Source organism: Rhizobium sp. LjRoot30 (assembly GCF_964253915.1).
In the GTDB taxonomy this organism is placed as follows: Bacteria; Pseudomonadota; Alphaproteobacteria; order Rhizobiales; family Rhizobiaceae; genus Metarhizobium.
This window is the reverse complement of record NZ_CAXUSG020000004.1, coordinates 294,759-309,382: the sequence shown is the minus strand read 5'-3', so window position 1 is coordinate 309,382 and position 14,624 is coordinate 294,759. Positions and strand designations below refer to the sequence as shown.

The 14,624-nt window shown below is 63.6% G+C and carries 11 protein-coding genes; 9 read left to right on the top strand and 2 right to left on the bottom strand.

What is annotated here, in order from left to right; genetic code table 11:
- Position 1 precedes the first annotated feature (1 nt).
- Together ACSQ3I_RS11225 and ACSQ3I_RS11220 are read right to left on the bottom strand one after the other, a co-directional pair.
- Complete coding sequence (locus tag ACSQ3I_RS11225; RefSeq protein WP_435998835.1) at positions 2 to 865, bottom strand: ABC transporter permease; 864 nt, start codon at positions 863 to 865, stop codon at positions 2 to 4.
- A 218-nt stretch (positions 866 to 1,083) separates the two neighbouring features.
- The gene (locus tag ACSQ3I_RS11220; RefSeq protein ID WP_435998833.1) at positions 1,084 to 2,166 is read right to left on the bottom strand and encodes a polyamine ABC transporter substrate-binding protein; all 1,083 of its coding nucleotides are present in this window, start codon (positions 2,164 to 2,166) and stop codon (positions 1,084 to 1,086) included.
- 116 nt (positions 2,167 to 2,282) lie between these two features.
- On the opposite strand from ACSQ3I_RS11220, the gene ACSQ3I_RS11215 reads away from it, so the two are divergent.
- From ACSQ3I_RS11215 to ACSQ3I_RS11175, 9 genes are all read left to right on the top strand, one after another.
- Positions 2,283 to 2,903: a TetR/AcrR family transcriptional regulator gene (locus ACSQ3I_RS11215; RefSeq protein ID WP_435998831.1), complete on the top strand. Its 621-nt coding sequence runs from the start codon at positions 2,283 to 2,285 to the stop codon at positions 2,901 to 2,903.
- Positions 2,904 to 2,936: 33 nt separating this feature from the next.
- Positions 2,937 to 3,332 (top strand): YybH family protein, encoded by a 396-nt coding sequence (locus tag ACSQ3I_RS11210; RefSeq protein WP_435998829.1) that lies wholly within the window; start codon positions 2,937 to 2,939, stop codon positions 3,330 to 3,332.
- A 160-nt stretch (positions 3,333 to 3,492) separates the two neighbouring features.
- Positions 3,493 to 4,920, top strand: a complete 1,428-nt coding sequence (locus ACSQ3I_RS11205) for a mannose-1-phosphate guanylyltransferase/mannose-6-phosphate isomerase (protein ID WP_435998827.1) — start codon at positions 3,493 to 3,495, stop codon at positions 4,918 to 4,920.
- Positions 4,921 to 5,034: 114 nt separating this feature from the next.
- Complete coding sequence (locus ACSQ3I_RS11200; protein WP_435998825.1) at positions 5,035 to 5,652, top strand: TetR/AcrR family transcriptional regulator; 618 nt, start codon at positions 5,035 to 5,037, stop codon at positions 5,650 to 5,652.
- Positions 5,652 to 6,629 (top strand): HlyD family secretion protein, encoded by a 978-nt coding sequence (locus tag ACSQ3I_RS11195; RefSeq protein WP_435998823.1) that lies wholly within the window; start codon positions 5,652 to 5,654, stop codon positions 6,627 to 6,629. The genes ACSQ3I_RS11200 and ACSQ3I_RS11195 overlap by 1 nt, the downstream gene beginning before the upstream one ends.
- Positions 6,626 to 7,600, top strand: coding sequence for an ABC transporter ATP-binding protein (locus ACSQ3I_RS11190; RefSeq protein WP_435998821.1), 975 nt, complete (start codon positions 6,626 to 6,628; stop codon positions 7,598 to 7,600). The genes ACSQ3I_RS11195 and ACSQ3I_RS11190 overlap by 4 nt, the downstream gene beginning before the upstream one ends.
- Positions 7,597 to 8,736 (top strand): ABC transporter permease, encoded by a 1,140-nt coding sequence (locus tag ACSQ3I_RS11185; RefSeq protein WP_435998819.1) that lies wholly within the window; start codon positions 7,597 to 7,599, stop codon positions 8,734 to 8,736. The genes ACSQ3I_RS11190 and ACSQ3I_RS11185 overlap by 4 nt, the downstream gene beginning before the upstream one ends.
- Positions 8,737 to 8,872: 136 nt before the next feature.
- Positions 8,873 to 12,202: a DUF2126 domain-containing protein gene (locus ACSQ3I_RS11180; protein ID WP_435998818.1), complete on the top strand. Its 3,330-nt coding sequence runs from the start codon at positions 8,873 to 8,875 to the stop codon at positions 12,200 to 12,202.
- Complete coding sequence (locus ACSQ3I_RS11175; RefSeq protein ID WP_435998816.1) at positions 12,203 to 14,620, top strand: circularly permuted type 2 ATP-grasp protein; 2,418 nt, start codon at positions 12,203 to 12,205, stop codon at positions 14,618 to 14,620.
- The last annotated feature ends 4 nt before the right edge of the window (positions 14,621 to 14,624 follow it).

Here is a 14,624-nt window from a genome sequence, read left to right as displayed (position 1 = left end):
GTCACACCCGATCGATCTTCAGCCAGCGGGCGCAGAGCGCGTAGGCCAGCGTGACGGCGAGCATCAGCACGATGGACAGCGCCGAGGCCATCGGCAGGTCGGCGCGCCGGCCGATCTGCAGCATGATGATCTGCGGCAGCACCAGCTCGTTGTTGCCACCGAGGATCTGCGGCGTGATGTAATCGCCGATGCAGAGCACAAAGGTGAGGAAGGCGCCGGTCATGATGCCGGGCAGCGTCAGCGGCAGGATGACGTGCCAGAAGGTCTGCAGCCCGTTGGCGCCAAGATCGGCGGCGGCGCGGCGGTAATTCGGCGAGAGCTGTACAAGGTTGGCGTAGATCGTCAGCGTCAAGAGCATGACGAAGAAATGCACGAAACCGATGACGGTGGCGGTACGGGTGCTGGCGATTTCCAGCGGTTCGGAAATGATGCCGATGCCCAGCAGCGCCTGGTTGATGACGCCGTTCTTGGTGAGCACCAGCAGCCAGGAGTAGGACCGCACGACATAAGACGTCCAGAACGGCAGGATGGCGAGGATCAGCGCGGTGCGCTGGAACCGCTTCGGCACCCGTTCGGCAATGATCCAGGCGAGTGGATAGGCGAGCAGCACCGACAGGACGGTGACGATCAGGGTGATTTCGAGCGAATTGGTCAGGCCCTTGAGCAGGGCGTTTTCGCTGAAGAAGCGCAGGTAGTTGTCGAGATTCCAGGCGCGAACAATCTCCCGGCCCTGCCGCGACCACAGGCTCATCGCCGCCATGAACAGGAACGGCACGACAAAAAAGGCGACGGTCCAGACAAGCGCCGGCGCGACGAACCCCCAGGCCTTGCGGCGATCGGCATTTTCGAGCGTGAGGGTGGTCATGGGTGGCCCTGGAATTGGTTTTGAATTGCGTCTGGTGTCTGCCCCTCACCCTAACCCTCTCCCCGTATTACGGGGAGAGGGGACTTGCCCCGCTCAACGTCGAGTTTGGGTCGAGTTTGGCAAAACGGTGCGGCATATCCCCTTCTCCCCGCCTGCGGGGAGAAGGGTCCGCAGGACGCGGGCGGATGAGGGGCCGCCACTCACGCGGCAACCAGCATTTACTGCTGCAGCATCTCCGTCCAGACGTCCTGCATCTTCTGGTCCAGCTCGGCGCTCGGCACCGGATAGAGCTGGGTCTTCGGCAGGTAGGATGCCTGGTCGCTCCAGCGCAGCGCCGCCTTCTGGGCGTCGGTCAGGTGATCGCCCGCCTTGCTGTTGGCCGGCATCGCCCAGTAGCAAGAGGACGTGGCAAGCCGCGCCTGGCCTTCGGGGCTGACGATATATTGCACGAACTTGCGTGCCAGTTCCTGCTTCTTCGAGGCCTTGAGCACGGCGATGGACTGGGTCCAGAGCAGGCCGCCCTGATCGGGGATCGTCCAGTCGAGATCCGGCTTGTCGGCCGAGAGCACGCCGGTGATCCATTCGCCGCCGCCGAGCAGGATGTCGACTTCGCCGGTCGCCAGTGCCGTCTGCGAGGAAACGACGTCGCTGACCTGCTTGGAATTCTGCTTCAGCGCGACGAGCTTGTCCTTGATGGCGGGAAGATCGGCGTCGGTGAGTTCCGCGGTCTTCTTGCCGAGTTCCAGGCCGGCAATGCCGATCAGCGGCAGGTAATAATCGTAGATTGCGATGCGACCCTTGTATTTTTCCGACCACAGCGACGACAGGTTCTTCATGTCGTTCGGATCGACCTTCGACTTGTCGTAGGCGATGGTGTTGTAGCCGAATTTTTCGGTGACGGCGTAGATCTTGCCGTCGCGGCTGTTGTTCTTGTCGAGGCGAACCTCCGGGAAGATATCCGCCGTCGGCAGGGCATCCGCCGGCAGTTCGGCGAAGAGATCCATGTCGAGGGCACGCTGCACATCGACGCCGTCGATGACCATGACGTCCCAGTCACCCGGCTGCGACTGCTCGATGATCGAAAGGCCGGCGCCGGTGCCTTCGAAATCCTTGAGATTGACCTTGACGTTATTGGCCTGCTCGAACGGCTCGATCAGCGCGGGGTCGGTGTGGTCGCACCACACGAGTGCATTCAGCTCATCCTGCGCCAACGCCGGCGAGGTCAGGGCAATAGCCGCAAGCGCGGTGGCGGACTGCAGAAAACGGCGCATGGAGGCGCCAGGCTTTTTCCCGATTTTCATCTCGTTTCCCTCTTTCGCGACGCTCGTTTTCGGCGCCTTTCGAAAAAAGATTGAATGAGTTCATTTTTTAAGTCAATATCAATTTTGAGGATATTCATAAAACGGAAAAGACTGACATGGCAGGGCTGAGGGCACGGCAGAAGGCCGACAAGAATCGGCGTATCCTGGAGGCAGCTTCGAGCCTGTTTCGCGAGGTGGGGTATGACAGCGCCCGCATCGAGGACATTGCCGAGCGTGCCGAGGTTTCGGTCGGAACCTTCTATAACTACTACGAAAACAAGGGCGACATCCTGGTCGCCACCGTTTCGATGGAAGTCGAGGAAGTGCTGGAAGCCGGCCAGTCGATCGTCGAAAATCCGCCCGGCTCCGTCGGCGAAGCGCTGGATGTGCTGATCAACCAGTACTACGACCACTCGCTCGTCTACCTGACGAAAGAGATGTGGCGCACCGCCATGGCGATCTCGATCCAGCAGCCGAACACCCCTTTCAGCCAGCGCTATACCGATCTCGACAACCGGCTGTGCGGCCAGATCTCGGCGCTGATGCAGAAGCTGCAGCTGCGCGGCGCGATCCTGACCGGCATCGATGCCGTCGCCGTCGGCCAGATGGTGTTCAACAACCTCAACATGATGTTCACCGAATTCGTCAAGGACGAGGCGTCGACGCTCGAGGCGCTGAAGGACAATGTCGCCCGCCAGAACCGGCCGCTGGCGACGCTGATCAGCGCGCCGCGATAAGACACAACAAACAAGCCTAGCAGGGAGAAACCATTGCAAGACGAGATCCTCGGCGCCGCGCGCCAGCTCATCGACGCCTTCGCGCGCCACGACCGGGACGCCTATTTTTCAGCCTTCGCGCCGGAAGCCACCTTCATTTTCCACAATCTCGACCGCACGCTGAAAAGCCGCGCCGAATACGAGGCGGAATGGGCACTCTGGGAAAGCCGCGACGGGTTTCGCGTCCGCGGCTGCCGGTCGAGCGAACAGCAGCTGCAGATGGTCGGCGAAACCGGCATCTTCACCCACGCCGTCTCCACGGACGTCGCCTTCGGCGATGACGAAGTGACGACGCAGGAACGCGAAACCATCGTCTTCGCCCGCAATGGCGCCGGTGAATGGAAAGCGGTGCATGAGCACCTGTCGGCACCCACCACACCACCGGCTTGAACGGTTTTCGTGGATTTTTGCCGCAACCATCCGATATTCGCCCGAATCCTCTGCTTACCCGACGTTGCCAAACAGGACGCATCACGTTAGCAAGCGTGCCTAATCACGCGCCATATGACAAGGCGCCGACGGGACGGAACCAGCCGAGAGGATTGCATTCATGACGAAGAGAATAGTTCCGGTGATCATGGCCGGCGGCAAGGGAACGCGGCTCTGGCCGCTGTCGCGGGCAACGGCACCGAAACAGTTCATCCAGCTGATCGGCGACAAGACGCTGTTCCAGAACACGCTGGCCCGCGTCGCCGATCCGGATCGTTATGAAGCGCCCGTCATTGTCACCAACGAGGAATTCCGCTTCCTCGTCGCCGAGCAGGCGCGCGAAATGGGCGTCAAGCTCGCTGCCGTCATTCTTGAGCCTGTGGCGCGCAATACCGCGCCTGCCGTTGCCGCCGCTGCCGCTGCGGTTGCCGGCCTGTTCGGTGACGATGCGATCATCCAGATTCTCGCCTCCGACCACGAGATCGTCGCCGACGCCACCTATCTCGACTGTATCCGCATCGCCCGCGATACCGCCGCCGCCGGCAAGCTGGTGACCTTCGGCATCACGCCGGCGCATGCCGAAACCGGCTACGGCTACATCGAATCCGGCGACACGCTGCCCTCCGGCGCCCATGCCGTCAAACGCTTCGTCGAAAAGCCGAACAAGGAAAAGGCCGAACAGATGCTCGCCGCCGGCGGCTATCTCTGGAACTCCGGCATGTTCATGTTCTCGCTGCCGCAGCTCACCAAGGAATTCCAGGCCTATGCGCCTGCTGTGATGGAAGCGGCGACGCTGGCCGTCGAAAAGGCCGTGCGCGACCTCGATTTCACCCGCCTCGACCACGACGCCTTCGCCGCGAGCCCGGACATTTCCATCGATTATGCCATCATGGAAAAGACCAAGAACGCCGCCGTCGTGCCCTCGCCGATCGTCTGGTCGGATCTGGGCAGCTGGGATTCGGTTTGGAAACTCGGCAAGAATGATGAGGACGGCAACGTCGTCGAAGGCAATGTCACCGTGATGAACACCCGCAACTCGCTGGTCATGTCGCATCATGGACACCTGGCCGTGCAGGGCATGGACAACATCGCCGTCATCGCCAGCGAAGATGCGGTGTATGTCGGCCGTCTCGACGAGGCGCAGGAAGTCGGCAAGCTGGTCAAGCACCTTGCTGCCAAGAGCGCGACCTCGAACCTGACGCAGACGCATCCGACCTCCTACCGCCCCTGGGGTGGCTACACTTCGGTGCTCAATGGCGACCGTTTCCAGGTGAAGCGGTTGTTCGTGCTGCCGGGCAAGAAGCTGTCGCTGCAGAAGCACCATCACCGCTCCGAGCACTGGATCTGCGTCAAGGGCACGGCGGAAGTGACTGTCGGCGACAAGGTGCAGACCCTGCGCGAGAACGAGTCCGTCTACATCCCGCAGGGTGAAGTTCATCGGCTTGCCAACCCCGGCAAGATCCTGCTGGAGATGATCGAGGTTCAGACCGGCTCCTACCTCGGCGAAGACGACATCATCCGCATCGTCGACGAGTTCGGCCGCAGCTGACAAGAAAAAGCCTGCCTTAGAGAGCGAGCTGGCCCTACGGCCGGCTCGCTTTTTTGTTGCATGGATTTTTCGATTGCTATAATGACTGACCAGTCAGTCATAAAGGGACTTGCGATGAAGGAAAACAAACGCAAGGCCGTCAGCCCCGAGCAGCGCAAGCGCGACATCCTCGACGCCGCCTTTGCCGTCTTTACCGAGCGCGGTTTTGCCGCGACGCGCATCGAGGACATCGCGGCGCGGGCAGGCATCGCCAAGGGAACGGTCTACCTGCATTTCGCCGACAAGGAGGCACTGTTCACCGGCCTGGTGGCGGGTCTCGCCTCGCCGGTGCTGGCAGAAATCGGCGCTCTGGCGATCCGCGACGGGTTGACGGGAAGACAGGCTGTGACGCTGCTCTACGACACCTTCGAGCGGCTGGTGCTCAGCACCGACCGCCGTCACCTTATCCGGCTGATCATTTCCGAGGGACCGACTTTTCCGGCCATTGCCGAGATCTATCATCGCGACGTCGTCTCGATCGGACTCAAGGCACTGCAGCAGGTGCTGTCGCGGGCGGCGGAGCGCGGCGAACTGCGTGCGCCGGCCGTTGCCGAAGTGCCGCAGATCATCGCCTCGCCACTGATACTCTCCATCGTCTGGGGTTCGCTGTTCGGACGGTTGGAACCGCTCGATACAAAAAAGCTCTTTGCCGCCTTTCTCGACACTCTTTTCCTGCCGCCCGGAGACGCGTGATGCGCAAGATCCTCCTCCTCGCCACTGTCCTATTGCTGGCGCTCTGCGCCATGCCCTTCTTTTTAAAAGACGGCAAACCACGCCCTTACCAGGGCTGGGTCGAGGCCGATACGTTGTTCATCGGGGCTGAAAACGGCGGGCGGCTGACGGCGCTCACTGTCGCGGAAGGACAGTTGGTGACGGCCGATACCCCGCTCTTCCACCTCGACGACCGGACGGAAGTTGCAGCGGTGGAGAGCGCCCGCGCCGAGCTTGCCAGGGCGCAAGCGCAACAGGCGCTGGCGATGGCGGCACAGAAACGGCCGGAAGAGATCGCGGTGCTGGCGGCCAGCGAGCGGGAGACGCAGGCAAAGATGGAACTTGCCTCCCAGGAGCTCGAACGGACGACAGCTTTGTTCAACAGGGGCACGGCATCGAAATCCAATCTCGACAGCACCGAGGCCAATTACGCGGCAAGCCGGGCCGCGCTCGATAACATCCGCCGACAGATCGATCTCGGCCGGCTGCCGGAGCGCGACGAAACGATCCAGGCGGCAGACGAAACGGTGCGCTCCGCCAAGGCCAACCTTGCCGCAGCGGAAGCAGCCCTTGCCCGCCGTGCCGTCGTCGCGCCGGCGGCCGGCACGGTGGAACAGCTCTATTACCGCGCCGGTGAAGTGGTGCCGGCCGGGCGGCCGGTGGTGGCGATCCTGCCGCCGGAAAACATCAAGCTGCGTTTCTTCATCCCGCAGGCCGCCCTTGCCGGCATGCGGCTCGGCGACCGGCTGACGGTCTCCTGCGACGGCTGCGAGACGAGCGAGGCGCGCATCACCTTCATTGCGTCATCCGCCGAATATACGCCGCCGGAGATCTACACGCCGGAGGAGCGGGCAAAACTGGTCTACCGTGTCGAGGCCTTGCCTGAGAAACCGGCGCTGCTGCGCGTCGGCCAACCGGTCGATATCCTGCCGGCCGCCGGCAACGGAGGGGCGCAATGATATCCGCCGCCGCACCCACTCCCCCCCAAGACATGAGCGGCCCGCCCGCCCATGACATCGTCATAGACGTTCATGAACTGACGAAGAGTTTCAACGGCCGCACCGTCGTCGACCATGTGTCGATGCAGGTCGGCAAGGGCCGTATCCACGGCTTTCTCGGGCCGAACGGCTCCGGCAAGACCACCACCATCCGCCTGCTCTGCGGCCTCTTGACGCCGGACAGCGGCACCGGCACCTGCCTCGGCTTCGACATCCTCACCGAAAGCGACCGCATCCGCCGCCGCGTCGGTTACATGACGCAACGGTTCTCGCTCTACCAGGACCTGTCGATCCGCGAAAACCTCGAATTCGTCGCCCGCGTCTACAACCTGCCCGATCCGCGCGGCAAGGCGCAGGGCGCCATTGACCGGCTTGGCCTCAAGGGCCGCGAAAACCAGCTGGCCGGCAATCTCTCCGGCGGCTGGAAGCAGCGGCTGGCGCTCGGCGCCTGCATCCTGCCGCAGCCGGCGTTGCTTTTGCTGGACGAGCCGACCGCCGGCGTCGATCCGCAGGCGCGGCGCGAATTCTGGAGCGAGATCCATGCGCTTGCCGCCGAAGGGCTGTCGGTGCTGGTCTCGACGCATTACATGGACGAGGCGGAGCGCTGCCACGAGATCGCCTATATCGCCTACGGCAAGCTCCTGGTCACCGGCACGGTAGACGAGGTGATCGCCGCCTCGCATCTCCACACCTGGACCGTGACCGGCCCGGAGATCCACCCGCTGCAGATGGAACTGGAAAAGACCGGCGGCATCGACATGGTCGCCCCCTTCGGCACCAGCCTGCATGTCTCCGGCCGCGACGAACAGGCGCTGGAGGCAGCGATCGCCCCGTTCCGCGACCGCGCCGGCCTCACCTGGCATAAGGGCGAGCCGACGCTCGAAGATGCCTTCATCGACCTGATGAAGCGATCGGAGGACAATTTCCGATGAGCACTGAGGCAACCGGCGGCGCTTTCGGCCGCTTCTGGGCGATGACGACCAAAGAGTTCATCCAGATGACCCGCGACCGGATCACGCTGGCGACGATGATCATGATCCCGGTCATGCAGCTGTTCCTCTTCGGTTTCGCCATCAACACCACGCCGCACAACCTACCGGCCGCCGTGCTGATGCGCGAGACGAGCGACGTCGGCCGCTCGATCCTGGCAGCGCTCAAGAACACCGATTTCTTCGACATCCGCTTCGTGCTCCAGCACGAGGAAGAGGTGGACGAAATACTGCAATCCGGCCGGGCGCTGTTCGTCATCGAGATCCCCGACGGTTTCGAGCGGGCGCTGAGACGCGGCGACCAGCCGGCGCTGCTGGTGGCCGCCGACGCCACCGATCCGGTCGCCGCAAGTTCGGCGCTCGGCGCGCTGTCCGGCATCGTCAACACCGCATTGGCCCGCGACCGGCAGGTGACGCTGGGCGAACCGACGCCGCCCGCCTTCCGCATCGTCCAGCATCGCCGCTACAATCCGGCCGGCTCTTCCACGCTCAACATCGTGCCCGGCCTGCTCGGCACCATCCTGACCATGACGCTCCTGATCTTCACGGCACTTTCCGTCACCCGCGAGGTGGAGCGCGGCACGATGGAAAACCTGCTGTCGATGCCGATCAAGCCGATCGAGATCATGCTCGGCAAGATCGCTCCCTATGTGCTGATCGGGCTGTTGCAGGCGGTGCTGATCATCGCTGCCGGTTTCTGGGTGTTCGGCGTGCCGATTGCCGGCGACCCGGCGTCCCTGGCGCTGCTGACCGGCCTGTTCGTGCTCGCCAACCTGTCGATCGGCTACACGTTCTCGACGATTGCATCCAACCAGCTTCAGGCGATGCAGATGGCCATGATGTTTTTCCTGCCCAATATTCTGCTCTCCGGCTTCATGTTCCCCTTCGCCGGCATGCCAGCCTGGGCGCAATGGCTCGGCGAGGCGCTGCCGCTCACGCACTATATCCGCATCGTCCGCGCCATCATGCTGAAGGGTGCCGATCTTTCCGACCTGACCACCGACACGCTGGCGCTGGCAGGGCTGACGGCCGTCGCCATGCTGATCGCCGTGCGCCGTTTCCGGCGGACACTGGATTGAGGCGGGAGACCGACACTGGACGCGATTTTGCAACGGCGACGGAATGCCGCAATCCTTCTTGCTTTCTTGCGCTGCATTGCACAAGATCACCCGATCATGAAGCGTGTATCGCAGAACGGGTCAGGCAAACAGCACGATGTCGATCAAAGCCAGCATCTACCATCTGACGCACTACAAATATGATAACCCCGTCATTCTCGGCCCCCAGATCATCCGCCTGAAACCCGCCGCGCATTCCAAGACCAAGGTGCTCAGCCACTCGCTGAAGGTCACGCCGGCAAACCACTTCGTCAACCTGCAGCAGGACCCCTACGGCAACTACCTCGCCCGCTTCGTCTTTCCCGAGCCGGTGACGGAGTTCAAGATCGAGGTCGACCTGATCGCCGACATGACGGTCTACAATCCCTTCGACTTCTTCGTCGAGGAAAGCGCCACGACATGGCCCTTCTCCTATCCGGCGGAACTGACGGAGGACCTGTCGATCTACATGAAGCCGGAACCGACCGGCGACGCCTTCGCCGCCTTCATGAAGACGGTTGATCGCTCCGAGCAGAGCACCGTCGACATGGTCGTCGGCCTGAATGCCCGGCTGCAGCAGGAAATCGGCTATGTCATCCGGCTCGAACCCGGAGTGCAGACACCCGAGGATACGCTGATCAGCGCCAAGGGTTCGTGTCGCGATAGCAGCTGGCTTCTGGTGCAGATCCTGCGTCATCTCGGCTTGGCCGCCCGCTTCGTCTCCGGTTACCTCATCCAGTTGACACCTGACCTGAAGGCACTCGACGGCCCTTCCGGCACGGAAGTCGATTTCACCGACCTGCATGCCTGGGCGGAAGTCTATCTTCCCGGCGCCGGCTGGGTCGGCCTCGACCCCACCTCCGGCCTGCTGACCGGCGAAAGCCACATCCCGCTGGCGGCGACGCCGCATTACCGTAACGCCGCACCGATTTCCGGCGGGTACTCCGGCCATGCCAAGACGGAATTCGACTTCGACATGAAGGTGCGGCGCGTTGCCGAGCACCCGCGCATCACCAAACCTTTCTCCGAGGAATCCTGGGAGGCGCTCGACACGCTTGGCCAGAAGGTCGACCGTGTACTGGCGGCACAGGACGTGCGCCTGACCATGGGCGGCGAGCCGACCTTCGTGTCCATCGACGATTTCGAATCCGCCGAATGGAACACCGACGCCGTCGGCCCGACCAAACGCGACAAGGCGGACCTTTTGATCCGCCGCCTGCGTGAACGTTTCGCCCCCGGCGGCTTCCTGCATTACGGCCAGGGCAAGTGGTATCCGGGCGAATCCCTGCCGCGCTGGACGTTTTCGCTCTACTGGCGCCGCGACGGCCTGCCAGTCTGGTCGAACGACGAGCTGCTCGCCAAGGAAAGCACCGACTACGAGGTGACGGCGGACGATGCCGGCCGGCTGCTGACGGCGATTGCCGGGGAACTGGATATCAAGCCGGAAAACGTGCTTCCGGCCTTCGAGGACCCGGCGGAATGGCTGGTCAAGGAAGCGAGTCTGCCGGAAAATGTCGATCCGTCCAATTCCAAGCTGGAGAATCCCGAGGACCGGCAGCGTATTGCCCGCGTCTTCGAACGCGGCCTGACGAAACCCACCGGCTACGTCCTGCCGGTGCAGGCCTGGAACGCCCGCGCCAGCGGTCGCCGCTGGGTCAGCGAAAGGTGGACGACGCGGCGCGGCCGTATCTTCCTGCTGCCCGGCGACAGCCCGGTCGGCTTCCGCCTGCCGCTGAACGCGCTCGCCTTCATCCCGCCGTCGCAATATCCCTACATCAACCCGCTCGATCCGAGCGTGCCGCGCGGCCCCTTGCCCGATTTCGGCAAGGACGAAGGCCGGCCGCTGCAGGCAGCGCGCTTCCAGCCCTTCGCCGAGACGCAGCCCGTTACTCCGCAGCCGAGCGGTTATGCCGAGGACATCGGCGGACACGTGCGCACGGCGATATCGGTCGAGCCTCGCGACGGGCGGCTCTGCGTCTTCATGCCGCCGACGGTGACGATCGAGGAATATCTCGACCTCGTCGCCTCGACCGAACGCGCTGCTGCTGCCCTCGGCCTGCCGGTGCATATCGAAGGGTATGCCCCGCCGCACGACGAACGCATCAATGTCATCCGCGTCGCGCCGGATCCGGGCGTCATCGAGGTCAACATCCATCCCGCTTCCTCCTGGGAGGATTGTGTTGCGACGACGCAGGCGATCTACGAGGAAGCGCGCCAGACACGTCTCGGCGCCGACAAGTTTATGATCGACGGCCGCCACACCGGCACCGGCGGCGGCAACCATGTGGTGGTCGGCGGCGCCAATCCCGGCGACAGCCCGTTCCTGCGCCGGCCGGATCTGTTGAAGAGCATCGTGCTGCACTGGCAGCGCCATCCTTCGCTCTCCTACATGTTCTCCGGCATGTTTATCGGCCCGACCAGCCAGGCGCCGCGCATCGACGAGGCCCGGCATGATTCGTTGTACGAAATGGAAATCGCCATGGCGCAGGTGCCGGTACCGGGCCAGGGCCTGCCGCCTTTGCCCTGGCTGGTCGATCGCCTGTTCCGCAACCTGCTGATAGACGTCACCGGCAATACCCACCGCGCCGAAATCTGCATTGACAAGCTGTTTTCGCCGGATGGTCCGACCGGCCGCCTCGGCCTCATCGAATTCCGCGGCTTCGAGATGCCGCCGAATGCCCGCATGAGTCTCGCCCAGCAACTGCTGGTCCGCGCCCTGATCGCCCGGTTCTGGAAGAACCCGGCCAGCGGCCGGTTCGTGCGCTGGGGCACGACCCTGCACGACCGCTTCATGCTGCCGCATTATATCTGGCAGGATTTCCTCGACGTACTCTCCGACCTCGGCGACAACGGTTTCACCTTCCGTCCGGAATGGTTCGAGGCGCAGCTGGAATTCCGCTTCCCCTTCTGCGGCGAAGTGCAATACGGCGAGACCAAGCTGGAACTGCGCCAGGCGCTGGAACCGTGGCACGTGATGGGCGAGCAAGGCGCGCCGGGCGGCACGGTGCGTTATGTCGATTCCTCGGTGGAACGCCTGCAGGTGAAGCTTCAGACCGACAACCCCGAACGCTACACGGTGGCATGCAACGGCCGCGCCGTGCCGTTGAAGCGGACGGGAGAATCAGGTGTTGCCGTTGCCGGCGTCCGCTTCAAGGCCTGGCAGCCGGCGTCAGGCCTTCACCCGGTGTTACCCGTGAATACGCCTTTGACATTCGACATTTATGACACATGGACCGGCCGTTCGATCGGTGGATGCCGTTACCATGTTGCCCATCCGGGCGGCCGGAACTATGACACGTTCCCGGTGAACGGCAACGAAGCGGAAGCCCGGCGTCTGGCGCGCTTCGAACCGTGGGGACACACCGGCGGACATTACACTCTGATGCAGGAAGCCGTCTCGGCGGACTTTCCGTTGACGCTGGATTTGCGGCGGCCGCAAGGGATCTAAATGGGGAAGAAGCCCGCGACGGGACGAAAGCTGAGCGCTGAGGCCGGGTCGACAACCGATCCGGCCTTCGGCTATCGCGCCATGCCCGGCATCGCCGACGAGATGGTCGACACGCAGGGACAGGTGCGCCCCGTCTGGCAGGGGTTCCTTTCCGCGATCAACCGCATGTCGGAGCAGGAACTGCACGACCGCTTTGCCCGCGCCGACCGTTATCTTCGCGATGCCGGCGTGTTCTATCGCGCCTATGGCGCCCAGGGTAGCGGCGAGCGCAACTGGCCGATCTCCCATATTCCCGTGCTGATCGACGAGAAGGAATGGCAGGCGCTGGAAGCCGGGCTGATCCAGCGCGCCAACGTTCTGGAAGAGGTCGTCGCCGACATCTACGGCGAAAACAGGCTGGTACGCGACGGCTGTCTGCCGCCCGCGCTGGTGGCGGCCAACCCGGAATATCTGCGGCCTCTGGTCGGCATCAAGCCTGTGGGCGGCCACTACCTGCATTTCTGCTCCTTCGAGGTCGGCCGCGGGCCTGACGGCAACTGGTGGGTGCTGGCAGACCGGACGCAGGCGCCGTCCGGCGCCGGTTTCGCGCTCGAAAACCGCGTGGCGACGACCCGCGCCTTTTCCGATATCTATGCCGAGACCCATGTGCACCGGCTCGCCTCCTTCTTCGGCGCCTTTCGCCATACGCTGCAGGGCGGCAAGCACAGCGCCGAGGATCGCATCGCCGTCCTGACGCCGGGGCCGGCGAACGAAACCTATTTCGAACATGCCTACATCGCCCGTTACCTCGGCTTCATGCTGCTGGAAGGCGAAGACCTGACGGTCTTCAACGACCGCGTCATGGTGCGCACCGTCGCCGGATTGAAGCCGGTGAGTGTTCTCTGGCGCCGCCTCGACGCCTCCTATGCCGATCCGCTGGAACTCAACCAGCATTCCCATATCGGTACGCCGGGCCTGGTCGAAGCACTGCGGGCCGGCTCCGTTTCCATCGTCAACGCACTCGGTTCCGGCATTCTGGAAACCCGCGCCCTCCTGGCCTTCATGCCGACGATCTGCCGCCATCTGCTGGGCGAGGACCTGCTGATGCCATCGATCGCCACCTGGTGGTGCGGGCAGCAGGCGGAGCGCGAGCACGTGGCCAGCAACATTTCCAAGATGGTGATCGGCCCAGCCTATTCGCGCCTGCCTTTCTTCGACGACGACGGCCAGTCGGTGCTCGGATCGACGTTGCGCAGCTCGGCCAAGGTTTCCATTGCCGACTGGCTGAGCACCGACGGCGCCAAGCTGGTCGGCCAGGAAGCCGTGACGTTGTCGACGACGCCGGCAATCGTCAACGGCAAGCTGACGCCGCGACCGATGAGCCTGCGCGTCTTCGCAGCCCGAACCCATGACGGCTGGGAAATCATGCCGGGTGGTTTTGCCCGCATCGGCTCCGGCGACGACGTGGCGGCGATTGCCATGCAGTCAGGCGGTCGAGCCGCCGACGTCTGGATCGTCAGCGACAAGCCGGTGGAGCGCACCACGCTGCTGCCGGCCGAGGAAAACTTCACCCGCAACATGCCGGGCAGCCTGCCGAGCCGCGCCGCCGACAACCTTTTCTGGCTCGGCCGCTACATCGAGCGGGCGGAAGGGGCGCTGCGCATCCTGCGCGCCTGGAACGCCCGCTTTGCCGAATCCGCCGATCCGAAGCAGCCGCTGCTCGCCAATGTCAGCGATTATCTTGCAGCGCTGGACATGGACACGGCCGAAGCCGTGCCGGAAAGCCTGCTGCGCAACATCGATAGCGCCGTTTATTCCGCCAGCAACATTCGCGACCGTTTCTCGCCGGACGGCTGGCTGGCGCTGAACGACCTGGCAAAGACGGCAAGACGGTTTCACGAGCGGGTCAAGCCCGGCGACGACGCCACCCATGCGATGACGATCCTGCTGCGCAAGCTCGCCGGTTTCGCCGGCCTGGTGCACGAAAACATGTATCGCTTCACCGGCTGGCGCTTCCTGTCGATCGGCCGTTATCTCGAGCGCGGGCTGCACATGACGCGGCTGCTCGGCCACATGTCCGGACCGGAGGCGCCGGACGGCGCACTCGACATGCTGCTGGAGATCGGCGACAACGTCATGACCCACCGCCGCCGCTACAACGTCAACACCGCACGGCTGACGGTCACCGACCTTTTGGCGCTCGATCCGCTCAACCCCCGTTCCATTCTCTTCCAGCTGAACGAGATCCGCACCGAAGTGGAACAGCTGCCGAATGCCTTCATCAACGGCCAGATGTCGCCCTTCTATCGCGAGGCGATGCGGCTGCATTCCGGCGTTGCCGTCATGACGCCGGAAACGATGAACGGCGATGTCTACCGGCGGCTGGAAAACGAGATCGAACGGCTTTCCGACATTCTCGCGCAAACCTATCTGGGCTAGGCCG